Raw genomic sequence first — 26098 nt, 5'->3', positions numbered from 1 at the left:
GCATTGAAACTTGAGATTGAATTTGCAAGGGTTTGATCTGAAAAACTCAGCGGCAGGAAGTGACGGCATATCCTGCTAAAAAATGACAATACGAGGGGGACCCATGTCGCAAAGAGTAAGTGTTGCATCACTACAGGTTTCACCGGAGCTCCATAACTTCATCGAAAACGAAGCGCTTCCGGGAACCGGAGTGTCATCCGAACAGTTCTGGGAGGGCTTTTCGCAGATCATCAAGGATCTGACACCAAAGAACCGCGAGCTGCTTCAAATTCGTGAAGACATCCAGACCAAGATCGACAACTGGCATAAAGCCAATCCCGGCACCATTGATCTTGAGAGCTACAAGGCATTCCTCAAAGAGCTTGGCTACCTCCTGCCAGAAGGGGACAGCTTTGAAGTTGAGACGGACAACGTAGACCCGGAAATCGCAGAGATCGCTGGCCCTCAGCTCGTTGTACCAGTCATGAATGCGCGCTACGCCCTCAATGCAGCCAATGCGCGCTGGGGCTCCCTGTATGATGCGCTCTACGGAACCGATGCTATGGGGACCACCCCACAAGCCAGCGGATACGATGAGAAGCGCGGCGCAGAAGTGATCGCCTACGCACGCAAAAAGCTGGATGAAGCTCTGCCACTGGATGAAGGCAGCTGGGCTGATGTCAAAGAATTTGCCATTATGGGTGGTTCTCTGGCGCTGACCCTTGAAAACGAAGAGATGGCTGGCCTTCAGGACCCTCTCGGATTTGTTGGCTATGCGGGCGACAAGGACGCACCAACCTCTATCCTGCTGCAGAAAAACGGCCTGCACTTTGATGTTCTGTTTGACAGCACCAGCCCGATTGGCGCTGCGGACAAAGCTGGCATCAGTGATATCATTTTAGAATCCGCCATCTCCACAATCATGGACTGCGAAGACTCTGTTGCTGCCGTCGATGGCGAAGACAAAGCACTGGCCTACCGCAATTGGCTGGGCCTGATGAACGGCGATCTGAAGGAAGAAGTCGCCAAGGGCGGAAAAACCTTCACCCGTACTTTGAATGCAGACCGCCACTATACGGATGCGCAGGGCGATGCACTGGCTCTGAAAGGGCGCTCCCTGATGTTGGTGCGCAACGTCGGACACCTGATGACCAACCCGGCAATCCTTGATGAGGACGGCAACGAGGTCTTTGAAGGCATCATGGACGCCATGGTGACAGCTCTTTGCGCAGTGCATGACATTGGCCTGCGTGCAGGCGCAACAGCCCGCAACATGAACTCTGTGTCTGGTTCGGTCTACATCGTGAAGCCAAAGATGCATGGCCCGGAAGAAGTCACCTTCGCAAACGAGCTGTTTGGCCGTGTTGAAGATGTTCTGGAATTGCCGCGCAATACCCTGAAAATGGGCATCATGGATGAGGAACGCCGCACCACGGTCAACCTCAAAGAGTGCATTCGTGCAGCCAAAGCCCGTGTCTGCTTCATCAACACCGGTTTCCTTGATCGTACCGGTGATGAAATCCATACCTCCATGGAAGCTGGCCCGATGATCCGCAAGGCGGACATGAAGCAAGCAGCATGGATCAACGCCTATGAGAACCATAACGTGGACACCGGCCTTGCCTGCGGCTTGAGAGAGCATGCACAAATCGGTAAAGGCATGTGGGCCATGCCGGATCTTATGCACACCATGCTGGAGCAGAAGATCGGTCATCCAAAAGCGGGTGCCAACACCGCATGGGTTCCATCTCCAACCGCAGCAACTTTGCATGCCATGCATTACCATCAGGTCTGTGTGCCAGCCGTTCAGGAAGAACTGGCAAGCCGCGAGCCAGCCAAGCTGGATGACATCCTGTCCATTCCGGTTGCGACCAATCCAAATTGGACACCTGAAGACATCAGGTCAGAAGTTGAAAACAACGCACAAGGCATCCTTGGTTACGTTGTCCGCTGGGTAGAGCACGGTACAGGTTGTTCCAAGGTGCTGGACATCCATAATGTGGCGTTGATGGAAGACCGTGCCACTTGCCGCATCTCTTCTCAGCACATCGCCAACTGGCTGCATCACAATGTCTGCTCAAAAGAGCAGGTGATGGAAATTATGAAGCGTATGGCCGCTGTGGTGGATGAGCAGAACGCAGGCGATCCGGCCTACCACAACATGGCACCGGACTTCGACAACTCCGTCGCCTTCCAGGCCGCTTGCGATCTGGTGTTCAAAGGCCGCGTTCAGCCGAGCGGTTACACCGAACCAGTGCTACACAAACGCCGTTTGGAAGCAAAAGCCAAATTCGGCGTTTCTGCTTAAAAAAATAAAACCCTGCGCAGTCCCAAACGATTGCGCAGGGTTTGCTTGATTGGCACTTCATGAGCCAGAATTCAGCTGACATCCTTCGGTGTAAGATGTGTAAATCCGCCAAAATCGCCGTTTGTCAGATTGAGCGTATCACTATCAAACTCAGTTCCTGAAATTTTCACAGTCGGTCCTTGCAGGATGTTCCATTTTCTGGAATCACGGAACTTTTTATAGTCGCGGAAACCTTGTGACTGACTCAGCCAAGTCAGGTCAACTAGCCCGTCTTGCAAGGCATTGGCAGCAACCAATCCATTTCCATAGACGCCAATCTTGTAAGGGTTTCCAGCCTTTTCAAAGACTGACTGGATTTCCTTGAAGTAGGGCGTGATGTAGTGCACGTAGTCGTAATAGGACGCGTCATAGTCAACGGCAAAGTAGATGCCAGAGCCTTTGGGCTGCCTGATTACATCCTGTGCCAGATGCAGCGCCTGTTGAGCCTGCTGTGTTCCTGCAGCACTCGTAAAGGAGGATGGCTTGTTATTGCTGTCCTCATAAACAGTGATGATGGAAAGGCCCGCAGCAATCAGCTGCTGGGCCTCAGTCGGCTGCAATTGCTTCCACTTGGAAAAAGAGTAGTAACGCCCAACGGCCTTATACCCTTTTTTGGCGATCGCACTCGCCAACACTTCCACACCTTCAGCTGTATCAACGGCAGGTTCGGTCTTGATGCCTTTATCGTCAGTCATTGCTTCTCTGCTTCTTATTGTTATGCAGAGTGATGACGAACATGAGAGAAAGGCCGTGAGAGCCTACCAGTTCCAATGGTTAGCGAAGTTATACGCTGGGTTTGGAAGGATGAACCAATGGAAGGTTTATCCCTCATTTGGAGCAGGAGGGAGGTGCAAAGCTTCCAAAGCCACCATAAGAGCCTCGGTTCAGATTGAGTGTGTCCTGATCGTACTGAGTGCCGGCAATTGTCACGTAAGGACCCTGAAGAATGTTCCAGTCCTCAGATTGCTTGTATTCCTGATAGTCATAGTAACCCGTTGACTGAGAAAGCCATGTCAGGTTGGCAAGACCATCACCTTTGGCACAGGAACAGACGAGACCATTGCCATAAATGCCCACATGGTAGGGATAGCCAAAGGAAGCAAAAATATCGTTGATCGCTCTCAGATAAGGCCTGATGTAATGGGTGTAGTCATAGCTTGATGCATCATAATCGACAGCAAAATAGATGCCGGTTTGCCTTGGCTGATGGATGACGGCATCTGCTTGATAAAGTGCTCGTAACGCCTGTTGAATTCCAATTTCGGGTGAGAAAAAGGACGGAGCATTATTGCTGTCTTCATAAACCACAAAGATGTTCAGGTCTGCTGCGAAGAGCTCAGAAGCTTCTGCTTTGGTCAACTGTTTCCAGCTGTACTGGGAGTAATAACGTCCCACGGCTTTGTAGCCATCTTGGGCAAGTGTTTCGGCGGAGTTACCGGCATTTGATGCTGTATCAAGTGCTGGCAGCAAGAGTTTAGGGGAGGTTGGATCTGTCATTTGCTCTGCTTTTTGTTGTTATGCAGAGCAGTGACGAAGCGGAGAGCAACGACGTGAGTGAAGGCGTTCTGCTAGGGTAACAGAAGCCTTAATCTCTCACGCCTGTTGGATGTTAAAGCGGCAGTCTCACAATTGCGACAAGGCCGTTTTCCTCGCCATTCTCAAGGCGGATTGTACCGCCTTGCGCATGAATGATGCTGCGTGTGATCGCAAGGCCCAAACCGATGCCACCTGTTTCTTCATTTCTGGACTCTTCCAGACGAACAAACGGCTCGAACACATCTTCAAGGCGGTTCTGCGGGATGCCCGGACCTTTGTCTGCAATACGAACTTCCGCATGAGCCTCGTCAACTCGGAACGAAACCTCAGCCTGCTCGCCATAACGGATTGCATTGCCAATCAGGTTCTGGAAAGCACGTTTAAGAGACATCGGACGACACTTCAGCACAACACGGTCGCGTGCCTCTACGTTCACATGGTTGCCCATGTCTTCCTGATCATTGGCGATGCTCTCCAGCAAACCGCCAAGGTCGACAGAACGCAACTCTTCCTGCTTGGAATCTTCACGGGTAAAGGCAAGCGTTTCCTCCACCATTGCCTGCATTTCATCCAGCGTGGCGATCATGCGTTCCCGGTCTTCATCATCATCAATAAACTCGGCCCGAATACGCAGTGAGGTGATCGGAGTACGCAAATCATGGCTGATCGCCGCCAGCATGCGGGTACGGTCAGAAATAAACCGCGTCAACCGCTCCTGCATCTGGTTGAACGAGCGCGTCACAGCCTGCACTTCAGCAGGTCCTGCTTCTTTCAGCGGCTTCACATCGGCACCGCGGCCAAGATCATTGGCAGCCGCTTCCAGCGTTCGAAGCGGCTTTGTCAGGCGGTACACAGAGACCCAGATGATCAAAATGGTCAGCAAGGCCATAATGACGATCGGCAGCAATATTGGTACAAACGAGGGCTTCGGAAGCCGGAAGTTGCTCTCGATGTTCAGCCACTGGCCGTTCTTCAGCTCAATGGCAGCAAAGAGCTGGACGCCCTTGAGAGAAAACCAGCGGTATTTTTTGAAATAATCATCCCGTCGGTCATGCATCGCCTGCATGGAACCATGAGAAGATCGCTCACGTCCTTCTGGAGGCGGAGAGGATCGCTCACGCCACTTCTCTTCTTGAAAACGCTCATTGTAGATAACGGCAACACGGGCTTGTCGGTCATGATCCAGCTTGCGCTTCAGGTAGTCAGCAAGCCGAGCCTCCATGCTTTCATCACCACCCGTTTCGGCGACGACCGGAGTGTCTCCAATCGAAAAGCGCGTGCGTGTGTTCGAGACCGTACGCAGAACCTGCTTCTGCAAGCGCGGCGGCGTGGCTTCCAGCAGCTTCACCACATTGGCAGTGCGCCACAAGGCATTATCGCGGGCAAGATTGGCAAGCGCCACCTGACGCTCTCGCCCAAGCAGAACAAAGCTGACGACCTGCGAAAAGATAAGCGCAGCCAGCAGCAGCAAGATGAGCTGGGGAGCAAGACGGCGGGGGATCAGGTATCTGAGAAATTTCATTGGGTGACTTCTTTGACTTCACCGGTAAAGGTGTAACCGCCCCCCCAGACAGTTTTGATCAACTCCGGATTTTTGGGATCAATCTCGATTTTCCGGCGCAACCGGGAAACCTGATTGTCGATAGATCGGTCAAACACTCCCAGTGAGCGGCCAGAGGTCAGATCAAGCAGTTGCTCGCGTGACAGCACAACACGGGGCCGCTTCAAAAACGCCAGCAGCAACTGAAATTCACCGGAGGACAGAGGCACGCTCACATCTTCCGGATCAATCAGTTCTCGCCGTGCAGTATCCAGAACCCAGCCGTTGAACGCCAGTTTTTCTGTATCGATGGGGTCACGTTCCCGCGGAACACTGGTGGCACGGCGCAGCACTGCGCGGATGCGGGCCAGCAGTTCACGCGGATTGAAGGGCTTGGTCACATAATCATCTGCACCAATCTCAAGGCCCACAACGCGGTCTGTATCTTCAGCCATCGCTGTCAGCAGGATCACAGGGGCCTGATTGGTTTCCACCAGATGCCGGCAGAGTGACAAACCGTCTTCACCCGGCATCATGATGTCCAGCACCACAAGATCAATGGAGGAGTTCCTCAGAGTCTTACGTGCAGCAGCTGCACTTTCTGCCACGGTCGTACGCATATTATTCTTCGTCAGATACCGGGCAAGGCTTTCCCGGATATCCCGATGATCATCGACGATAAGAATATGTGCTGTACTCTGAGACATGCATCCTCGCTGTAAGTCTCGTCTCCCATTACCTGTGAAAGACCATATGGTATGCGATGCCTGACTTATGCCGTATTCCCGGGGCCTGCGAAAGGTTCTCAGGACCCAAAAATGTATCAAACTGTCCCAACCCGATATTCTGGCAAATACTGTGACAAAACAGCGTGTTTTCTGGTGTAGTTTTGCGACAGTTCGCTCCTATCTTCTGTTTATCGAAGCACACTCACACAAACCTTCCCCTCGTTTTAGGCTTTGATTTTTAGGAGAACACGACATGATGAATTTCAAAACGATTATGGCTGGCTCTGTAGCTGCATTGATTGCTGGTACCGCTCTGTCTCCTGCCATGGCTGCTCCAGGTTTTGGCGGAAGCTTTGGTAAGAAGATGTCTTCCCAGTTTTTTACAAATTTTGACGCAAACAAGGACGGCTCAGTCACCACTGCTGAGATTGAAGCAAAACGCAAAGCAGACTTTGCAAAAGCAGACACAGCTGGCGACGGCGCAATCACTCTGGAAGAATGGAAAGTCTTCGCAGCAGATCGTTCATCCGAGCGCAGCAAAGACCGTTCAGTCCGCATCTTCCAGCGCTTTGACAGCAACGGCGACGGTCAGGTGACCCGCGAAGAGTTCCTTGACCAGGCAGAACGCATGACAGCGCGCATGGACAAGATGAAAAAGCGCATGGGCGACCGTATGGCCAAGATGCAGGACGGCAAGGGCGGCAAAGGCAGCTGGGGCGATGGCCCACGTGATGGCAAACAAGGCAAGGACGGCTGGCAGAAAGGCCCCCGCGACGGTAAGCAAGGCGGCAAACAAGGCAAAGGTGGCTGGGATGATAGCCCACGCGATCAGGGCATGATGGGCTTTGGCAAGCATGGCGGCAAAGGCATGCGCGGCGAAATGATGGGCGCAATGTTCGCCAAGGTTGATCTGGACAAGAACGGCCAGATCTCCAAGGATGAACTGAGCAAACTCGCTGACCAGCTCTTCGCAAATGGCCCGGTTGATCTGGCTGGTTTCAGAACCATCGCAGCTGAGTTCAAAGAGCCAATGTACGTTCGTTCCTTCCAGCGTATGGATGCTAACGGCGACCTGAAAGTCACACAGGAAGAGTTCTTTGCACCAACTGCTCAGATGATGAAACGCATGGACCGGAACAATGATGGCGTCATCACCTCCGCAGACTTCACGAAGATGAAGAAAGACTGGCGCAAAGGCCAGAAGGACCCCAAAGGTGGCCACGGTCATGGTTACGGCAAGGGACAAGGCCAGCGCGGATAAACCAACCCGCTTGAGCGAATAAAAAAGGCGGAGCCATCGTGCTCCGCCTTTTCTGTATCAGCTTTAGGAAACCTGCATCAGCTTGTCGCTGGCTTGGTCTCTTGCATCTCTGCATCATAATCAACTGCAATGCCGTAATGCGGATCTTCCAGAACGGCGACCTCAACCATGCTGCCAGCTTTGTGCAGCAGGTCTTTACAATCCGGAGATAAGTGACGCAGATGCAAGGTCTTGCCAACCTGCTCATAGCGCGTTGCCAGTGCATCAATTGCCTGCAAACCGGAATGGTCCACCACGCGGGAATTGATGAAGTCAACAATTACATCATCCGGGTCAGACTGAGGATCAAAGATCTCCTGAAAACCAGCAGCAGAGCCAAAGAACAGCGGGCCTTCCAGCTTGTAGATCTTCTGGCCTTCAGAGTTGGTTGTTGTGTGAGCATCAATACGTTTGGACGCGTTCCATGCATAAGCCAGCGCAGAAACAATCACGCCAACCACAACAGCAACAGCAAGGTCAGAATACACAGTCACACCAGTCACCAGCGCAATAACAATCGCATCAGTCCGTGGAATCTTGTGCAGGATCTTGAAGGTGTTCCATGCAAAGGTACCAATCACCACCATGAACATCACGCCAACCAGAGCTGCCAGCGGAATCTGTTCAATCAGCGAAGAGGCAAACAGAATGAAGCTGAGCAAAAACATCGCTGCCGCAATACCTGCAAGGCGTGTCCGGCCACCGGATTTCACGTTGATCATGGACTGACCAATCATCGCACAACCACCCATGCCGCCGAAGAAGCCAGTCACAACGTTTGCAGCACCCTGAGCAAGACACTCTTTGGAGGCGCCACCGCGTGTATCTGTCATTTCAGAAACAAGGTTCAGCGTCAAAAGGCTTTCAATCAGGCCGATTGCAGCAAGAATAATGGAGTATGGCAGGATGATCTGTAGCGTCTCAAGGTTCAGCGGAACCATCGGGATGTGGAATTCAGGCAGGCCACCAGAAATCGGAGCCAGATCGCCAACGGTCTGAACGTTAAGCCCAAGGCCAATCACGATCACAGAAACAACAACAATAGCTGCAAGCGGAGCAGGAATAGCGTTGGTCAGCTTTGGCAGATACCAGATCACAGCCATAGTCAATGCAACAAGACCTAGCATCAACGTCAGGTCCATGCCTGCAAGCCAGCTTGCTGTGCCAGTCACTTCATCAACGGTCTGGAACTGGCCCATTTGCGCAAGAAAGATCACGATTGCAAGGCCGTTCACAAATCCAAGCATAACCGGGTGCGGCACCATGCGGATGAACTTACCCCAGCGCATCACGCCGAAGATCAGCTGAAGGATGCCCATCAGCACAACGGTCGCAAATAGGTATTCCACGCCGTAGGTCACCACGAGTGAGACCATAACAACGGCAAGCGCGCCGGTTGCACCAGAGATCATGCCCGGACGACCACCGAAAACAGCAGTAATAATGCCGACGATGAAGGCCGCGTATAGACCAACAAGCGGTTCAACCTGAGCAACAAATGCAAATGCAACAGCTTCTGGAACCAGAGCAAGAGCAACGGTAAGCCCGGAGAGGAGCTCAACCTTAATAGTATTGGCTGTAAAGCCAGTCTTTTCGGGCGCGTGCGCCTTCGAGGACGAATGCAAGTAGCACCTCCAATGGGATTCTTGGTACTGTTTTAAAGTAGTGGGCAAATCCTAGGCACGCACTGTGAAGTCCGTGTGAAACCAAGAGGTTTCCTGCTCAAGGACAAGAGCTATTCAGCCAGGACACCGCTAAAATTTGAGCGGTTTTTGTCTCCCTTTTGACGCGCTTATACGGGAATATCGTCAAAAACACCATCCCCCCAACGCATAATAGCCATGCACGGGGTGCGGGATTTAGTTAATCCATTAAATAGGCATTGGAGCTATTGGTGTAGCCGCAAAAAAGTGGAGGCATGTTTAGATGATAGACCGTTCACTATCTGATGGGGCTCTATCTAGTATTAATCATCGAAAAGTGATGGCTGATCACGTAAGGCATTTGAGTATGAGTAGTTCCCCAGTATCGCTTTAATTGCGTCTGAACTTAGAGGCTCTGCTAGCTTATTCCCGTTGAACTCTAGTACTCTTAGAACGCGCCGGTTCTTGGATTTGCCATTAATAAGCTGACGGGCCCATTGCACTTTTAGATTATTCAACACTTCAACGTGCACGTTCTTCTTTTTGACTAATTGCCAGAACTCAGCATCTTCAATCACAAAATAGCAATTGCGGCGAACCTGATCTTTTCCTTTCCATTGTCGAGTTTTCTGGTCTTCCTTGTCCCAGTTAGGAGAGGTGACATAAATGTTTTCGATTGAGATCAACCATTCAGGCTGCTCTTCCTCTTTATCGTTCCGCGTGGGCTTCTGCGCCCGCTCAGGAAAAGAGTTGCGATGGATGGGGAAATCGTTAGTGGGCGTGAAGCCGACACGTTTTATGTCATTGTTATTGATACAAGCTGCATAAAAATCAGCGCGTGCATCCAAGGCATCAGGCAAGCTTCCACTTTCCATACCTAGTTTGTTTAGTTCATCAGTGTTTTTTTCTAGCAAGCTGCGTGTCATCGAAATGACCATCCGTGCGGTGGCCTGACAGGATGATACGTCATCTATGGTTGCAAGATTATTGTCGGTTTTTGCTTCAGCTGCGTTCGCCTCATCGGTGGTCAGTTGCTCTGAAATCCATTTCGCTTCCTCTAGAACCTTATACCCTGCTTGCTCAAACCAATAAGACGGGGTTTCTCCTGTAAGGCCTTTTGTAAAGGCAGCACCGGGTTCTGTGCATATAAAAGCGTACACAGCGCTAACAGAGGAGAGCACGTAGAAACCCAATTTCGATAGAAAACTACCATCTTCAGGGGGGAAGATGATCAGCTCATACTGTAAAGAACCTTGGAAGAATGTTTCGTCCAGCGCATCAATGATGTTTCGAACGCTGTCCGCTGTTTGAATAAATGTGTCGAGCTTAAGAGAATGATCATTAACATCAAAATGGATAAACAGACGCTCTGAGCGGTCATCAAATTCTGAAAGTGAAGTTTCTGTCATTAGAATACGCTCCCACAACTAATGCGAGTAGACACTAAACTGACCATCCAGTGTTGAGCAAGGAAATCTTTTGAAAGTCAAAAGGTTGAGCTGCTGGATGGCTTCGCTGGATCCCGCATCAAGTGCGGGAAGACGGCTGAGAATGAACTGTCAGGTTTGCTTGCACCATGGCCGTCATACCGGACGGAGCGGAGTGGAGATCCGGTACCCAGAGCCAAAGGCATTGCTTTCTCGATTTTGGAAGAGAAAGCGAAGCAGGTGATACTAAGTCAACGCGAAAAACTTATCCCCCCGGCCTCAAACCGTGCCCATACTAAGCGCATGCCTATGTAACGGGCTGCTGGCGGAGCGACCGTCAGTTTGTCGTAGGCTGGGTTGGGCTGTTGGAAGATGTAACGCACCTTTCAGTGGTCCGGTGAACCGAACTTCAAACGTGACCGCATGGTTTGAGGGGAAGGGCCCAGGACTATAGGGTATCACGCGGTGATAGATGCAAGAGCACCGGCAGTAAAACCTGCTTTTGCGAAAGTGTCTATCAAAGACGGAGGAACTGCTCGGGCATGGAAACGTGTCTGGGTAAGCCACTTTCTTTCCGGGAAACCGGCTATCGTGCCTTATAGGCAAAAGAGGCGACGTAGTTCATTATAAGAAAGCCCGGGCAAGGCGTGTAGCCAATGCCGAAGAAACATTACTAATAAATAGCGCAGGTATTGCCTGCCGCCTTGCTCATCCCGACTTCCGGGAATTCTTTTCCAACACTGCATGGGATGCCATGTGGTGCTACTAGTGCTTCTGCATTCCCAAAGCGTATCGTTGAAACCTGAGAAACGGTTTGGGCACAAAAATCCGCAATAGATGAAACCGCTTTATGTGGAAATACGCAGGAAATGCATCTAATGCAGACTTTGCAGGATGCCGCCTAATCGTTAGCTTGTCGTCCTGCGAAGAAGCGTGTCAGGCAAGGAGCACCCCGGATGAAACCGACAAACTCAGTATTTACCGGAATAGAAACAACGGTATTTGAGCGCATGTCGCGTCTGGCAATGGAGCATCAGGCCATCAATCTGGGGCAGGGCTTTCCGGATGTAGACGGCCCGCAGGATGTGAGACAGGTTGCGGCTGACACCTTGATGGAAGGGCCTAACCAGTACCCGCCCATGTTGGGCGTCCCGGCGTTGCGACAGGCCGTTGCGGACAACAACAAGCGCTTCTATGATCTGGATGTAGACTGGCAGAGCGAAGTACTCGTCACCTCAGGTGCCACAGAAGCGCTGGCAGACAGCATCTGTGCGCTGGTTGAGCCGGGTGATGAAGTCATCCTGATTGAACCGCTTTACGACTGCTATCTCTCGCTGGTCAAACGGGCAGGCGCCACCCCGGTCTTCGTGCAGGTAACACCGCCAAACTGGGAGCTGCGTGAAGAGACACTGCGCAAGGCGTTCTCCGGCAAAACAAAGGCCATCCTGCTCAACAACCCAATGAACCCAAGCGCAAAGGTCTTCTCTACGCAGGAACTGCAACTCATTGCAGACCTGTGTCTGGAGTTTGATTGCTATGCGATCTGCGATGAAGTCTACGAGCACATCGTCTTTTCCGACGACAAGCACAAACCACTCATGACCCTACCGGGGATGCGTGATCGCTGCATCCGCATCGGCTCTGCGGGCAAAACGTTTTCACTGACAGGCTGGAAAGTCGGCTACATCACAGCCGATCCAAACCTGTTGGAGCCAATTGCCAAAGCGCACCAGTTCATCACCTTCACCACACCGCCAAACCTGCAAAAAGCAGTCGCCTACGGCCTGAGCAAAGAAGATGACTACTACACCTCGTTGGAAGACGACCTGAGAGCAAAGCGTGACCTGATTTCCAAACCACTTGAAGACATGGGCTTTAAGGTGCTGCCGTGCGAAGGCACCTACTTTGTCACCTGCGACTTCTCTCCACTTGGCTTCAAGGGCAATGACGTGGAGTTCTGCCAGAAAATGGTGGAACAGGCAGGTGTTGCCGCCGTTCCGATATCAGCATTTTACGGCACCAAAGGCCCACAGACCTTCGTCCGGTTCTGTTTCTGCAAAAAAGATGAAGTCCTGCACGAAGCTCTGGGTCGTTTGCGCGTCTGGATGGGAGAACTGGCGGTTTCATAAGGGCTCGCACCAAACTGAAGACGCTGCTTCTCTGATAGGCAGTTCTGGCTTTCGGGAATACGCGTAAAAATAAAGACAAATTCGCAAAAGTAGCTCTGCGCTCAAAAATAGAGTATGCAGACGACAACTAACCGGAGCTGCTTGGTCAGGCAAGGACGACTGACAGCCTTCCGCAATTAATCAATTAGCCTGTAATCCAACCCTTGGAAGTTTGAGTGAATGGATAATCCCGTACTCGTCGAAGTGACACGTGGCACCACTGTCGAGAGCCGTCATCGTGGTTCAATCGCTATTGTTGATGCCGATGGTAAGCTGGCATTCAGCGCAGGTGACGTGGAGCAGGGCATCTTTGCGCGCTCCGCGATCAAAGCTCTTCAGGCAATTCCAATGGTGGAATCCGGCGCGGCTGAAGCCCTCGATTTTGACGATGCCGAACTGGCTCTGGCCTGCGCCTCCCATAACGGCGAAGAGACCCATGCCAACTCCGCACGCATCATGCTCTTCAAAGCGGGCCTGACAGAAGAAGACCTGCTGTGTGGCGCACAATGGCCAAAGCACATGGATGATTGCGTTGGCCTTGTGAAGACCGATGACAGCCCATGCCAGCTGCACAACAACTGTTCTGGCAAGCATGCCGGCTTCCTGGCCATGGCCAAGACCCTCGGCATTCCAACCGAAAACTACATCGATTTTGATCACCCTGTTCAGATGGAAATCCGCAACGTTCTGGAACAGATGAGCGGTGGTATTCTGGCCCGTGATGTATGTGGCACAGATGGCTGTTCCATCCCGACCTACGCCATGGACCAACAGAAAACAGCGCTGGCCTTTGCCCGCTTTGCAACAGGTGTTGGCCTCGATCCGGTCCGCGCCAGTGCAGCGGAAACGCTCTACGAGGCGTGCGTCAACGAGCCATACATGGTCGCGGGCAAAAACCGCTTCTGCACCGAGATCATGGATATCTTCAAAGGTCGCGTCTTCGTAAAAGTTGGCGCAGAGGGTGTCTTCTGTGCAGCCTTGCCAGAGCTTGGCTTCGGCGTGACGCTGAAATGTGAAGACGGCTCCGTGCGCGGTGCTGAGGTGATGATGGCATCCACCATCAGATCGCTTCTGGATATTTCTGATGAAGAAGAAAAAGGCCTGAACGCCTGGGAACACCAGCAGTTGAAGAACCGCCGCGATGTTCTCGTCGGCGAAGTACGCCCTGTTGCAGACTTCAAGCGTCTTCTGAACGCCATGTGATGCAAGGCAGGGGCTCCGTCTCCTGCCGCCTCACCTAAACTGCACTGACAAGATTGTCTGTCACACGAATGGAGTGTGGCAGATCCTCCGTTGAAACTGCCAGATCGCCGCTCACCTGTTCATCCCATTTGAAGCCAGCGATATTCACGGCGCAGTCTGCAATGATATTCTGGGAAATGAGCGCAATTTGTCCTTCAGCTGCAAAGCTGACGGCAATGCCAACCGGGGCAGAGCGCACATTATTTTGAGCTGCAATCAAATTACGCATATACGGCCCCCAACCCAGATTAATGCCAATAACCCGCGCATCCTCGACAACATTGCCAGTCACACTGGTATCTGCCTCAACCGCAATACCAACCCCAAAGGTTGGATTGTCCTTCGCATAAGGCCCAGTGCCAGTAATGTCGCGCAATACATTGTTGGAGCACACGGCCAGACGACCACCCTCACGGAAGTTGGTAATGGAAATCCCGTTAGCCGCTGTTTCAATCAGGTTATTACTGACAATCGCGCCCTGAAAACCGAACTCGACAAACAAAGCCACCTCGCCAGAACGATGACAGGTGTTGCCAAGCACTTGAACATTAGACGCAGCATTGGCTCTGATTGCTGAGAACTTGCAGTCACTCACCTTGTTGTTGGAGATGGTGACATTATCCGCCCGAAACACATTGATGCCATTGCCATTCTGGCCAGTCCCGCCACTTCGTGCCGCGATGTTGGAGATTTGGTTGCCCGCAATGATCGAGCCATCATGCCCTTCTGACCACCGATGCACCAGAATACCGCCATTGCCACAATCAGAAACGATATTCCCCTCAATCCGAAGTGCACTAGCATTGTAGCTGAGAAGAGCAACATCTTCGATTGCATGTATGTGGTTACCAATAACAGAGCCTGAACACTGCTCCAGCACCAGACCAGACTTGCTGCTCTTGGTTATTTCGCAGGAATTGAGAACAAGCCGCTCACACTGAGAAAACCACAGCAGCGCCGAAGCCTCTTCAGAAAGAGAGAGGGCATTGCCATCAAAAATAAGATCGCTCAGGCAAATACGATCAGCCTGAATACCCTGCAGAAGAGGGCCACTTCCATTAAGCACCAGACGTGTATGTCCGGGCACGCCGCGCAAGCTCAGCCCACTGGGCAGAGAGAGATTCGAACAGAAGAAATTGCCAGCACCAAGCTGAAGGATCTGCCCTTGCGCTGCGGTCTCATTCATCGCGGCTTGCAGTGTGTAAGAGATATCTTGCTGCAAAGGAGATGCAGGAAACTCCACAATCACCGGCTTCAAAGGCATTGCCGCCTGCGCGTCCTGAGCAGCCACAAGCGTTCCAGTTCCGGCAATGACACCAGCACCAAGAAGGGCACGTCGTGAAAGTCTCTCTTGATCCTCAGTCATTTTGTCCCCCAACGCTGGTTTAAATACCGAACAAGCTCGCCAGCTTACTCGCCGCAGCCGTTGCGGGCAGATTGCCGGATTTCACCGCGCTTTCAACATCAGGCAGCGCCGCTTGAATGTCCGGGTTTGCCTTCAAAGCCGCCTGAAGCTTCTCGTTCAGCAAGCCCCACATCCATGCAAGCTGCTGTTCAGCACGTTTGCTGTCCCAGTCACCGCTCGCCTGCATCCGTTCTTTGAAGATGCCGAGCTGTCCCCACACCTCATCAAGGCCTTCATTGGCAAGGCCGGAAACCGTCAGGACTGGAGGAGACCAGTGCTTGGATCGCGGTGCAAGAATATTGAGGGCGGCACGATACTCAGATGCCGCAGACCGCGCCCGCAGCAGCCCGTCACCTTCTGCCTTGTTCACGGCAATAAGGTCGGCAATCTCCAGCACGCCCTTCTTGATCCCCTGCAGCTCATCCCCAGCACCCGGCAGCATCAGCACGAGAAAGAAATCAACCATCTGCGCAACGGTCGTCTCGGACTGCCCGATGCCCACAGTCTCAACCAGGATCACATCAAACCCAGCCGCCTCACACAAAAGCATGCTCTCGCGGGTTTTGGCAGCAACACCGCCAAGTGTACCGGCTGAAGGAGAAGGACGGATGAAGGCATTACGATCTATAGCCAACTGGGCCATACGGGTCTTATCACCCAAAATAGAACCGCCAGTGCGCGTTGAAGATGGATCAACAGCCAGCACTGCCACTTTGTGCCCGGCTGCTGTGAGATTGGAGCCAAAGGTGTCAATGGTGGTGGATTTGCCAACGCCTGGAACGCCAGTGATACCAATGCGGAATGCATTCCCGGTGGAGCCCATCACCTTGGTCAGCAGCGCTTCGGCTTGCTCACGATGCGCTGGCTTCTTGGATTCAACAAGCGTTATACCACGAGCAAGCGCAGCACGCTGCCCATTCAGCAGCCGCTCGGCAAGATCATCAATGTTGTCTCTGGAAGAAGCGAGGCGTGCATTCATTCAAATAAATCCGGTCAGAAGAATCTCTCCTGCCAACCTTGAACAGATGACGCCCCTTTGCAAGTCAGCGACTTGGAGAAGTTGTGGGGCAGAGCAGAACCCTGCGCCAGTTCTTCAGGAAGGATACGCAAAGAAAAACGCGTTAGCGATAGGTGACAGCAGTACCGGTTGCGGTCACCATCAGCATAGAACCGTTGCTGCCAACAGTCTCATAATCGATGTCGATGCCAATCACAGCATTTGCGCCATAGCGAGCCGCTTCCTCAGTCATCTCATGCAGTGCAATCTGGCGGGCTTTCTTCAGCTCACCCTCATAGGCGCCGGAACGACCACCGACGATGTCGCGAATACCGGCAAACAGGTCTTTAAAGACGTTCGCACCCAGAATTGCTTCACCGTGAACAATTCCCTTGTAGTCGGAAATCTCTTTGCCATCGAGAGTGTTAGTGGTCGTAGTAAGCATATGTCATCCTCAAATCCGTGCCGTGGCCCTCAGCCAGACACACATCAATCCGTTCAATCAAAACCAACAAGCTATGATCAAAGTGCCCGAGCCCATAAAACGTATGGGCGCTTATCTCATGTAGGAAAGGATCTTTAAATTTCCAGAGCTTGCAATTTGCGCCCGCAATTTTGGTAAGACAACTCCAACAAGCATCAGCAAACTCGCGATGGCATGTATGTCATGCAGGACTACCTGATCTTCCCAGCTTTCTGGAAACTGGTAAACTTTTCGCAATAGTCTGGATGCCAACGTGAAAGAGCTGGACGGTTTTCGATAATATCACCAGCTGCCCAGGCGATCCGTAGCTTGTCGGTGTTGGAGTCTACAGCATTGTCGGGACACAGAATATAAAAGTCACCTTCAGCCATACGCTGGAGGAAGTAGTCAACCGTTTGCTCGCTGGTCCACGCATCCTTCGGCTTATCCGGGTATTGGGCCATGTTTATACCCGTGTGAGTAAAGCCTAGTACAAAGAGGTGCACTGAAATAGGCGCATTTGCCTCTCTGAGCTCATGGCAAAGCTGTTCACTTATGACTTTAACGCCTGCCTTGGTCGTGTTGTAGGCAGGATTGCCGGGAGGTGTCGTGATCCCTTGTTTTGAGCCTGTGTTGACCACAACAGACGGGCGGTTTGCGTCCACCATGCGCGGCAGGAAAGCATGAACGCCGTGGATTACACCAAACAGATTGACCGAGATGAGCTGCCGCCAATTCTCCATCTCATCCCAGCTTGAAGATGGAATTTCAATCCCGGCATTGTTCATAAGAACGGCCACTTCACCAGCTTGAAAGGCTTTGTCGGCCAAGGCTTTCACCTGGCTCTCATCAGAGACATCTGTGGGAACACCAAACACGCTCGCAGAACTGGAAGCAACAGCGCGAACGTCCTTTACAGCTTCCTCAAGTCGCGGTCCGGGCAGATCTGCAAGAACTACGCCTAATCCCTGTTGGGCAAACCGAAGGGCAGATGCTTTGCCGACACCACTTGCTGCACCAGTAACGACCGCTAAACCACCGAGTTCAAGAGCTTCTTTAAACATTGTTGTTCGCCTCATGACTGGAAGTTCTATTATGGAAAGAGACCTGCTCTTTCTACCTCACCTGTATGAGCTTTATTCATTAAGGGTTCATTGCAGCACAGATCGCACGCATCTGACAGCCGGTCTGTCACGACCATCTGGCGCAGCAGGAGAAAACGAATTTTGGGGGAGGTGTTCGGGCATAGCTGACTTGCCTATCCACCGATAGGGTTCAACTATGTTGAAGAGCCTGAAGGCGAGAACAAAAGTCTCGCCTTCAGGCTTAGCTATAAATGGTCATCAACCGCGAGAGTGCCTATCGGCTTTCACTCTGCCGCTTGCTGTGGCTCGTAGCCAAGCTTGCCATTGAGCTCGTGGATGAGTCCCTCAGCGGCCTCGGAGATTACGGTTCCCGGAGGGAAGATTGCGGAAGCACCAGATGCATAAAGCTCATCATAATCCTGCGGAGGCACAACGCCGCCCACAACAATCATGATGTCCTCGCGGCCCTCATCAGCCAGCGCTTTCTTCAAAGCAGGGACGAGGGTGAGGTGACCTGCGGCAAGGGAGGAAACGCCAACGATATGTACGTCGTTTTCAACCGCCTGACGGGCTGCTTCTTCAGGTGTGGCGAACAAAGGGCCAATATCTACATCGAAGCCAAGGTCAGCAAAGGCAGAGGCGATCACCTTCTGCCCACGGTCATGACCATCCTGTCCCATCTTGGCAACAAGAATACGCGGGCGGCGACCGTCATTTTCTTCAAACGCCTCAACCAGCTGCTCAATTTTGGAGATGCTCTCAGACATTTCACCAACCTCGCGCTTATAAACGCCAGCAATGGATTTGATTTCCGCTTTATGGCGACCAAACGCATTTTCCATTGCCAGAGACATTTCACCAACAGAAGCTTTCACACGAGCGGCTTTCACACAAAGATCCAGCAGATTGCCTTCGCCAGAGCGAGCTGCATCCTCAAGAGCCTTAAGCGCGGTCTGAGTTTCCTCTTCGTTGCGTTCTTCACGCAAACGCTTCAGCTTCTCAATCTGCTTGGCGCGAACCTCTTCATTGTCCACTTTCAGAACTTCAAGTTCTTCTTCACGGTCAGGGCGGAATTTGTTCACGCCCACAACAGTCTGATGACCGCTGTCGATACGGGCTTGCGTTTTTGCAGCAGCTTCCTCAATGCGAAGCTTCGGAATGCCTTTCTCAATGGCTTTCGCCATACCGCCAAGGCTTTCAATCTCTTCAATGTGCTTCAGTGCTTTGGAGGCCAGATCAGCGGTCAAGCGTTCAACATAGTAGGAGCCACCCCATGGATCGATGGTCTTGGTGGTACCGCTTTCCTGCTGCAGGAACAGCTGAGTGTTACGTGCAATCCGAGCGGAAAAGTCCGTAGGCAGCGCCAAAGCTTCATCCAAAGCGTTGGTATGCAGAGACTGGGTATGCCCCTGTGTCGCCGCCATAGCTTCAACGGTGGTGCGGATGACGTTGTTGAACACATCCTGTGCTGTCAAAGACCAGCCGGAGGTCTGCGAGTGTGTCCGCAGCGACAGGCTCTTCGGGTTCTTCGGCTGGAAGTTCTCCTGCATCAGCTTTGCCCAGATCAGGCGTGCTGCACGCAGTTTGGCAACTTCCATGAAGAAGTTCATGCCAATCGCCCAGAAGAAGGACAGGCGAGGGGCAAAAGCATCAATATCCATGCCTGCTGCCACACCAGCGCGGGCATATTCAATACCATCCGCAATGGTAAAGGCCAGCTCCAGATCAGCCGTCGCACCCGCTTCCTGCATGTGATAACCGGAAATGGAGATCGAGTTGAATTTCGGCATATTTTCCGATGTATAGGCAAAAATATCGGAGATGATACGCATGGAAGGCACGGGCGGATAAATATAGGTATTCCGCACCATGAACTCTTTCAGAATGTCATTCTGAATGGTCCCGGAAAGCTTTTCAGACGGCACGCCTTGCTCTTCGGCAGCCACCACATAAAGCGCCATAACGGGCAGAACCGCACCGTTCATGGTCATGGACACACTCATCTTGTCCAGTGGAATGCCGGAAAAGAGCGTGCGCATGTCATAGATGGAGTCAATGGCCACACCCGCCATGCCCACATCACCGGCAACGCGTGGGTGATCACTGTCATACCCGCGGTGGGTTGCCAGATCGAACGCGATGGAAAGGCCTTTTTGTCCAGCAGCCAGATTGCGACGATAGAAGGCGTTGGAATCTTCCGCAGTCGAGAACCCGGCATACTGGCGCACAGTCCATGGCTGCTGCACATACATGGTTGGGTATGGCCCGCGCATATACGGCGGCAAACCCGGCCAGGTGTTCAGATGCGTCAGACCATTAAGATCTTCTGGACCATAAGCAGGCTTAACAGCAATACCTTCTGGCGTGTTCCATGTGGCTTGCGCATCAGTGGAGGCCGACACGGCACAGTCTTTGTATTCAATCTGGGTGTAGTCAGGAAACAAGCTCATCAAATTGCCTCCACTTCATCAGCCAGCGAAACGCCAACCACTTCAAAACATGTCTTCAGTTCAGCAAGCATATCACAGCCTTGGTATATGGTTCCATCAAGGCCATTCTCAGTCAGCTCAGCAAGAAGATCCTTCGGACGCCCGGCCAGCGTAATGCGTTTAGCACCGGCAGCTTTCAGTTGTTTCAAAACGGCAACGGCTTGTTCCTCGTAAACCTTGTCAGAGGAGCACAAACACACAACCTTGGCATCGCTGATACGGAAACAGGAGATCATGTCATCAAGGCTGTCAAACTGCTTGCCACCCCCGCTGACAAACCCGCCAGTTGCATAAAAGTTGGTTGCAAATGTTGCACGAGCAGTATGCTGAGCAACCGGTCCAAGCGTTGCTAAAAAGACCTTTGGCGGATTGCCTTGCGTTTCCTGGAAAGCCTCGGCTTTGTCCCGGAGGTTTTCAAATGGTGCCGCCAGACGAGAAAGCTTCAGAGCCTGACAATCATTGTCACCCAGTTGCTTACGGCTGGCCTGAATGTCAACAAGACCGGCCCCCTCAGTCAATGCTTTGGCAACCGCCTCAAGCAACTGCCCATCTGTGCTTGGCTCTGGCAGATCCATGCGTGTTGCGATCTCACCAATCTGGTCAGCATCCGCTTTCAGTACGTCAACATCAAGCTCGCCAAGGTTCGGGAAGGCGCTTGTGCCGGTCAACGGATGACGACCTGTTGCGATCAACTTGTCCTCTTCACGTCTGGCTGTCGTAACATCAGAATGAATTACGCCAGATGCCAGTGCTGCAAGCACCCCGCCTTCTTTCTCTATCTTCTGGAAATACGACCAAGCTGCATTGGCAAGGTCTTCAGTGCGCTCTTCAACCAAACCACTTCCGGCAGCAGGATCGCTCACCTGCGCCAGATTGCTTTCTTCAATTAAAATGAGCTGCGTGTTTCGCGCAATACGCCGCGCGAAGGCATTCGGCAAACCAAGAGCGCTTGTGAAGGGAAGAACGCTCACGCTGTCAGCACCGCCAATCCCGGCAGCAAACGCGGCAACTGTTGTGCGCAGCATATTCACCCAGGGATCGCGCTTGGTCATCATCCGCCAGCTGGTTTCCATATGAAGATGGAGCGGCAGGGATGGCAACTGGGCAGCATCCAGCAAACGAGACCAGATCTGGCGCATCGCGCGGGCTTTGGTGATGGTGCCGAACTGGTCAGCACTTGCACTCAGGCAGGCCGAAACATGTGTTGGAAGGTCTTTAGCAGGCACTCCGCCTTTTTCCAACGTACGCATGTAATAGAGCAGGCTGGAAAGGATGAGGCCAAGTTCCTGAACGCTGTTGGCACCCGCATCGTGATAGCAACGCCCGTCACCGCGCAAGAGGCTGCCCTGAATACCGTTGTTGCGGGCGTATCCCGCAAGATCCTGAGCACGCAGCTCAAGCCGCTCAAAGGAGTTACGAACCCGCCCGGAGTTGACAAACACACTCAACGGATCGGAAACACCATGAACAGTCAGCTGGTTTAGCTCAATACCCAAACGCTTGCAGGCTTCAACGAGCAACGCGAGTGTTGCGCTGCCCTCATAACCACATTCAAGGCGGAAATCGATCAGGTCAGGTTTGACCCCCTCAAGGAGCCTCAGCATATCATCTATGCGCTGAACACTCAGTCCGCCACTCAAAACACGCGGGGAGGCAGGAAGAACCAGCTCGATGCTGTCAGCACCGCCCTCAAGGTCTTCGAGCATCTGGGCGTTGGCCTCGGAAACGATGGGATGATCACTTCTCTGAATGATCTTCCAAGGGTGAGAGCGCTCCCTCAATTGCAGTGGAGCACTGTCCGTGCGCCCTTGGTATAATGGCTTATTCTCAAGGCCGCCGGCAATTGGTGTGTTTAATGCATCCAGTGCCGCGCCTTTGAGGGCACGCAGAGCAGATGCTTCCCAGTCGCTGTGCGTCGCTTCTAGGAAATTGCTTGGAAAATCAATGTTTTGCATGTCCATCCCATGTCCTTCTGATAACTTTATACGAAGGAACCTTTGATGGTTTCAAGCTATGCGTTAGGACGAGATTGGAAAACAACTGCCTCAAACACTGCGTAAATTGCAGAACTACTGATGTGACAATGGTTGGACAGTTTTCGCATTAGCTTAATTTATCCTAAACTTGTCGCAATTGACCCTAGGGCATGTAACGCTGTTACTATTGCCGAGAGCTAAGCAGTAGTTTCGTACTCTTACTATAGATATTTCGGAGTTTCTGCGAAATAGCTCCTAGTTAAACTGTTGGGGTAATGCGTTTCTGGGGCAACAGTGGGGCCACTATTTACAAGTACTCTGAATACTTGGAGGTCAGTTGATCTACCTCCGAAAATGAGAATGACGGTATTGCCGAGATTGCTGTAATAACAAGTGGTCTAAGAGTAATGCAAAATACAAGAGATGGTTACATCTTGTAGAAGCGAGGCAACTCAAAGAATTGCCAGCAAACTACAAAATACAGCGATTAACAGGCGTGCAATTTATTTTCTGAGCATGAGATAAGGCAACTGCCATAACTCCGCGATGATGCAGTCCTGCGCTGAATAACCATTCAAAATGAAGAGTTTTCGAATTTACCTGCGCAAACCATCGGTTTGCGAAAGTTAGTTGGCATGCCTTCGGTATGTCAGGTGGGCAAGTGCGTCTTCAATCCAGCAGCACCCGAGCGAGTGCCAGGCGGATAGAAACGGGAAGGCAGGGCAAATGAACGATACTTCAGATATCGAAGCAAAGGTAAAAGCGATTTCAGAAGCACGGGCAGCGAAACCGGTTCTGGATATTGTGGAGTCCTATTTAAGGCGATTGGGTGCGTCCCATATCCTGATCACAGGTCTACCTATGCCAAACAGGACAATTGACAGTTTGGTTCATAGGTTCAGATGGCCTGATGAAAGAAACGGCGGTGTTGAGCGGACAACGCTGAGTGCTGGTGACAGCGCGTTGATGTTGGGATTATCCGGCAATCGTCCGGTCGTCTGGTCAGTGTCCAGCACGGACACGGGCAACTCCGAGCTCTTTGCAGCAATTGGTGAAGGTGCGCGGGTCATGGTGATCCCGGTGGATGCTCTTCATCCGTTCCAGGCAATGGTGGTTGGTGCAGGGCATCAAATTGCCGCTGAACCTTATGATCTGGCATCACTGGAAATTGTGTGCTCAGCAGCGTTCCGGCGCTTGTTTGAGCTGGGTGTGATCTCTGATCAAAGACCAGGAGATCTGTCTGCACGTGAACGTCGTGTTCTGGAACTGACTGCGCTGGGCAAAACTGCCCATGAGATTGCAGAACTTCTGGAGATTTCACAAAGAACGGTTCATGCGCACCTGCAAAACGCAAGTGCCAAGCTCAATGCATCAAATAAGACCCACACTGTGGTTGAGGCATTGCGTTACGGGCAGATTAAAATCTGACCAAAACGTTCTCTCAGTACTGGTGAAAAGCAGGCTCATTTCAAATGCGTCTGCTTTTTGCGTGATTGAATTATATGCAAAGGCGCATACTTGTGAGGACTGATGAACCTCACAAGAGGCTTCTATGTAATTTCAGCAAGTCCTGGCACTCGGGCGACAATTTCATCTGTCATTTCTGGACCAACTTTTTCGCGGGTATATTGAACGGTTTCTTTCGCGACCTGTTGAATTTCTTCAACTGAGAGGCCAAGGCTGGTCATCTCATTTAAGGCAGCCAATACGCCGACACTAGCATTCATTTTGCTGGCAAGGCCGCCCAGAAGCCCCTTGTTCTCAGTGGCTTCATCGATTGCAAGAAATCCCTCTGCAGCAGGGAAGGCCTCAAGCAATGCCTCGACTTCTTCTTTACTGCTGTTTTTGGCGATGAAGTTCAACATAATCCCAACAGCAGGTTGAGCCTTCTCAGGATCCAGTCCGGTTCTTTCGGTAATGCGATCAACAAGTACGTGCATTGTAATCTCCTGTCCCCTAATGAATCTAATATAGTGATCATTGGGTGCAATGTTAGAGACAACGAAACAGGCGCAGAGCAACTCTGTGTTACCATCACTAAAAAACAGGCCTAATCCCGTGTGTCTCCTTCAAATTCCGTATCGCATGGCCTCTTACGTGCCTTCGTTGTTCAAAGTATCGCTCACGCACCTTAAAAGAGTTTAACCGACCCGCTTAAACAGTGCAGCGGAATTACAAGTGGTTACCAAGGCAAAGCCGTAGCTTTGACTTTGGAAATTATGTTAGAGCTTCTAACAGCCTCATATCTACGCAGTGACCTGCGTCCTATCCCATCTTACAGGTGATACACACGAGCCTGCACTACAAAGGAATGAACCATGTCGAATCTCGACAAAGTCCTTGATCGTATTGACCAAAATTTGGATCAAAGTCTCGATCGGTTGTTTGACCTCCTGCGCATCAAAAGCATTTCTACTGATCCTGAATATAAAAGGGATTGCCGCGAAGCTGCTGAATGGATGGCTAAAGAACTGACTGCAATTGGCATTCCTTCAGAGGTCAGAGACACCACTGGCCATCCAATGGTTGTTGGTCATCGTGTTGCTGATGGAAAGCCGGGCCCACACGTTCTGTTTTATGGTCACTATGATGTGCAGCCAGTCGACCCGATTGAGCTTTGGAACGCAGACCCGTTTGATCCGCAGATTGTTACCCGTGAAGACGGCTCTAAAATGATCGTCGCTCGTGGGGCAAATGATGACAAAGGCCAGTTGATGACCTTTGTTGAAGCTGTCCGCGCCTGGGTTGAAGAATCTGGTGATGTTCCGATCAACATCTCTGTTCTGCTCGAAGGTGAGGAAGAAAGCGGTTCTCCATCCCTTCAGCCATTCCTGGATGCAAACAAAGAAGAGTTGTCTAAGGATCTGGCACTCGTTTGTGATACCTCCATGTGGGACAAAGATACTCCTGCAATCTCCGTCATGCTGCGTGGTTTGGTTGGTGAAGAAATCACCCTGAAGGGCCCAAGCAAAGACCTTCACTCTGGTATGTATGGGGGCGCAGCACGCAACCCGCTTCACGTCCTTTCTGATATGGTTGCTGGCCTGCGCGATGAAAACGGACGCATCACGCTTCCTGGGTTCTACGATGGTGTTCTGGAACTGCCGGAAGATGTCAAAAAAATGTGGGACAATCTTGGCTTCTCTACTGAGGAGTTCCTCGGTGGTATCGGCCTGAAGGATCTTGGCGGGGAAAAAGACCGCTCTGGCTTGGAGCAGATCTGGGCACGCCCAACCTGTGAGGTAAACGGCTTGTGGGGCGGGTACACCGGCGCGGGCTTCAAAACGGTTATCCCTGCAGAAGCACACGCAAAAATCTCCTTCCGTCTGGTAGGCGATCAGGATCCTGAGAAAATCAGAGCTGCATTCCACTCTTACCTCAAGTCCAAAACTCCGGCGGATTTTGAGCTGGAATTGCACCCGCATGGCGGCGATCGTGCGCTGCGCATGGACTTTGATGCACCAGCTCTGACCAAAGGCCGCGCTGCGCTCACTGCTGAGTGGGACAAGCCAGCGGCTTTGGTTGGCTGCGGTGGTTCCATTCCGATTGTTGGCAGCTTCAAGCGAACGCTCGACATGGACAGCCTGCTGATCGGCTTCGGTCTGGATGAAGACCAGATCCACTCACCAAACGAAAAGTACGAGCTGAAGAGCTTCCACAAAGGCATCCGGTCCTGGGCGCGTGTTCTGGAAGAGCTGGCGAAGTAATAAGCCATTGAAAATTTCTGGCTCTGGACTGTCTAGTTCAGAGCCAGCATCTTTGAATTGAAGTTG

20 protein-coding genes are annotated in these 26098 nt (G+C 51.9%); 6 read left to right on the top strand and 14 right to left on the bottom strand.

Going from position 1 to position 26098, the window contains the following annotated elements:
• The first annotated feature begins 103 nt into the window (after window positions 1–103).
• Complete coding sequence (locus tag PsAD5_RS19415; RefSeq protein WP_063293269.1) at window positions 104–2287, top strand: malate synthase G; 2184 nt, start codon at window positions 104–106, stop codon at window positions 2285–2287.
• Between the two features lie 71 nt (window positions 2288–2358).
• Here PsAD5_RS19415 and PsAD5_RS19410 read toward each other — a convergent pair whose 3' ends face one another.
• The 4 genes from PsAD5_RS19410 to PsAD5_RS19395 form a co-directional block, all read right to left on the bottom strand.
• Window positions 2359–3021: a DUF1906 domain-containing protein gene (locus tag PsAD5_RS19410; RefSeq protein WP_063293268.1), complete on the bottom strand. Its 663-nt coding sequence runs from the start codon at window positions 3019–3021 to the stop codon at window positions 2359–2361.
• Between the two features lie 133 nt (window positions 3022–3154).
• Window positions 3155–3823 carry a DUF1906 domain-containing protein gene (locus PsAD5_RS19405; protein ID WP_063293267.1) on the bottom strand — a complete coding sequence of 223 codons (669 nt, stop codon included), beginning with the start codon at window positions 3821–3823 and terminating at the stop codon, window positions 3155–3157.
• A 112-nt stretch (window positions 3824–3935) separates the two neighbouring features.
• A complete protein-coding gene (locus tag PsAD5_RS19400) occupies window positions 3936–5384 on the bottom strand; it encodes an ATP-binding protein (protein ID WP_063293266.1) in 1449 nt (482 codons plus the stop codon).
• A complete protein-coding gene (locus tag PsAD5_RS19395; RefSeq protein ID WP_057462770.1) occupies window positions 5381–6109 on the bottom strand; it encodes a response regulator in 729 nt (242 codons plus the stop codon). The genes PsAD5_RS19400 and PsAD5_RS19395 overlap by 4 nt, the downstream gene beginning before the upstream one ends.
• A 274-nt stretch (window positions 6110–6383) precedes the next feature.
• On the opposite strand from PsAD5_RS19395, the gene PsAD5_RS19390 reads away from it, so the two are divergent.
• Window positions 6384–7391 carry an EF-hand domain-containing protein gene (locus tag PsAD5_RS19390; RefSeq protein ID WP_063293265.1) on the top strand — a complete coding sequence of 336 codons (1008 nt, stop codon included), beginning with the start codon at window positions 6384–6386 and terminating at the stop codon, window positions 7389–7391.
• A 77-nt stretch (window positions 7392–7468) separates the two neighbouring features.
• Here the strand turns inward: PsAD5_RS19390 and PsAD5_RS19385 are convergent, their stop codons facing one another.
• From PsAD5_RS19385 to PsAD5_RS28075, 3 genes are all read right to left on the bottom strand, one after another.
• Window positions 7469–9055, bottom strand: a complete 1587-nt coding sequence (locus PsAD5_RS19385) for a SulP family inorganic anion transporter (RefSeq protein WP_063293264.1) — start codon at window positions 9053–9055, stop codon at window positions 7469–7471.
• Between the two features lie 341 nt (window positions 9056–9396).
• Window positions 9397–10482 (bottom strand): hypothetical protein, encoded by a 1086-nt coding sequence (locus tag PsAD5_RS19380; RefSeq protein WP_063293263.1) that lies wholly within the window; start codon window positions 10480–10482, stop codon window positions 9397–9399.
• A gap of 77 nt (window positions 10483–10559) precedes the next feature.
• Complete coding sequence (locus tag PsAD5_RS28075) at window positions 10560–10706, bottom strand: hypothetical protein (RefSeq protein ID WP_193778164.1); 147 nt, start codon at window positions 10704–10706, stop codon at window positions 10560–10562.
• A 750-nt stretch (window positions 10707–11456) separates the two neighbouring features.
• Here PsAD5_RS28075 and PsAD5_RS19375 point away from each other — a divergent pair.
• A complete protein-coding gene (locus tag PsAD5_RS19375; RefSeq protein WP_063293262.1) occupies window positions 11457–12629 on the top strand; it encodes an aminotransferase in 1173 nt (390 codons plus the stop codon).
• 219 nt (window positions 12630–12848) lie between these two features.
• Window positions 12849–13871: an asparaginase gene (locus PsAD5_RS19370; protein WP_063288143.1), complete on the top strand. Its 1023-nt coding sequence runs from the start codon at window positions 12849–12851 to the stop codon at window positions 13869–13871.
• A gap of 34 nt (window positions 13872–13905) precedes the next feature.
• Here the strand turns inward: PsAD5_RS19370 and PsAD5_RS19365 are convergent, their stop codons facing one another.
• The 6 genes from PsAD5_RS19365 to PsAD5_RS19340 form a co-directional block, all read right to left on the bottom strand.
• Complete coding sequence (locus tag PsAD5_RS19365) at window positions 13906–15276, bottom strand: TIGR03808 family TAT-translocated repetitive protein (protein WP_063288144.1); 1371 nt, start codon at window positions 15274–15276, stop codon at window positions 13906–13908.
• 19 nt (window positions 15277–15295) lie between these two features.
• Window positions 15296–16294: a methylmalonyl Co-A mutase-associated GTPase MeaB gene (gene meaB / locus PsAD5_RS19360; protein WP_057465849.1), complete on the bottom strand. Its 999-nt coding sequence runs from the start codon at window positions 16292–16294 to the stop codon at window positions 15296–15298.
• Window positions 16295–16436: 142 nt separating this feature from the next.
• Complete coding sequence (locus PsAD5_RS19355; RefSeq protein WP_057465850.1) at window positions 16437–16757, bottom strand: heavy metal-binding domain-containing protein; 321 nt, start codon at window positions 16755–16757, stop codon at window positions 16437–16439.
• A 230-nt stretch (window positions 16758–16987) separates the two neighbouring features.
• Window positions 16988–17839 (bottom strand): SDR family NAD(P)-dependent oxidoreductase, encoded by an 852-nt coding sequence (locus tag PsAD5_RS19350; RefSeq protein WP_063293261.1) that lies wholly within the window; start codon window positions 17837–17839, stop codon window positions 16988–16990.
• A 305-nt stretch (window positions 17840–18144) separates the two neighbouring features.
• Window positions 18145–20310 (bottom strand): methylmalonyl-CoA mutase, encoded by a 2166-nt coding sequence (scpA, locus tag PsAD5_RS19345; RefSeq protein WP_063293260.1) that lies wholly within the window; start codon window positions 20308–20310, stop codon window positions 18145–18147.
• Window positions 20310–22304, bottom strand: a complete 1995-nt coding sequence (locus tag PsAD5_RS19340; RefSeq protein WP_208988704.1) for a methylmalonyl-CoA mutase family protein — start codon at window positions 22302–22304, stop codon at window positions 20310–20312. Before PsAD5_RS19340 ends, scpA begins: the two co-directional genes overlap by 1 nt.
• A 747-nt stretch (window positions 22305–23051) precedes the next feature.
• Between PsAD5_RS19340 and PsAD5_RS28575 the strand changes: the two genes are divergently transcribed.
• The gene (locus tag PsAD5_RS28575; RefSeq protein WP_057465853.1) at window positions 23052–23753 is read left to right on the top strand and encodes a LuxR C-terminal-related transcriptional regulator; all 702 of its coding nucleotides are present in this window, start codon (window positions 23052–23054) and stop codon (window positions 23751–23753) included.
• A 122-nt stretch (window positions 23754–23875) separates the two neighbouring features.
• Here the strand turns inward: PsAD5_RS28575 and PsAD5_RS19330 are convergent, their stop codons facing one another.
• The gene (locus PsAD5_RS19330) at window positions 23876–24265 is read right to left on the bottom strand and encodes a DUF2780 domain-containing protein (protein ID WP_082597153.1); all 390 of its coding nucleotides are present in this window, start codon (window positions 24263–24265) and stop codon (window positions 23876–23878) included.
• A gap of 378 nt (window positions 24266–24643) precedes the next feature.
• On the opposite strand from PsAD5_RS19330, the gene PsAD5_RS19325 reads away from it, so the two are divergent.
• Window positions 24644–26032: a dipeptidase gene (locus PsAD5_RS19325; RefSeq protein WP_063293258.1), complete on the top strand. Its 1389-nt coding sequence runs from the start codon at window positions 24644–24646 to the stop codon at window positions 26030–26032.
• Window positions 26033–26098: the final 66 nt, after the last annotated feature.

Origin of the sequence: Pseudovibrio sp. Ad5 (assembly GCF_001623095.1) — a bacterium.
Taxonomy (GTDB): Bacteria; Pseudomonadota; Alphaproteobacteria; order Rhizobiales; family Stappiaceae; genus Pseudovibrio.
The sequence above is the reverse complement of the archived record's forward strand: the minus strand, read 5'-3'. Positions and strand labels throughout refer to the sequence as shown.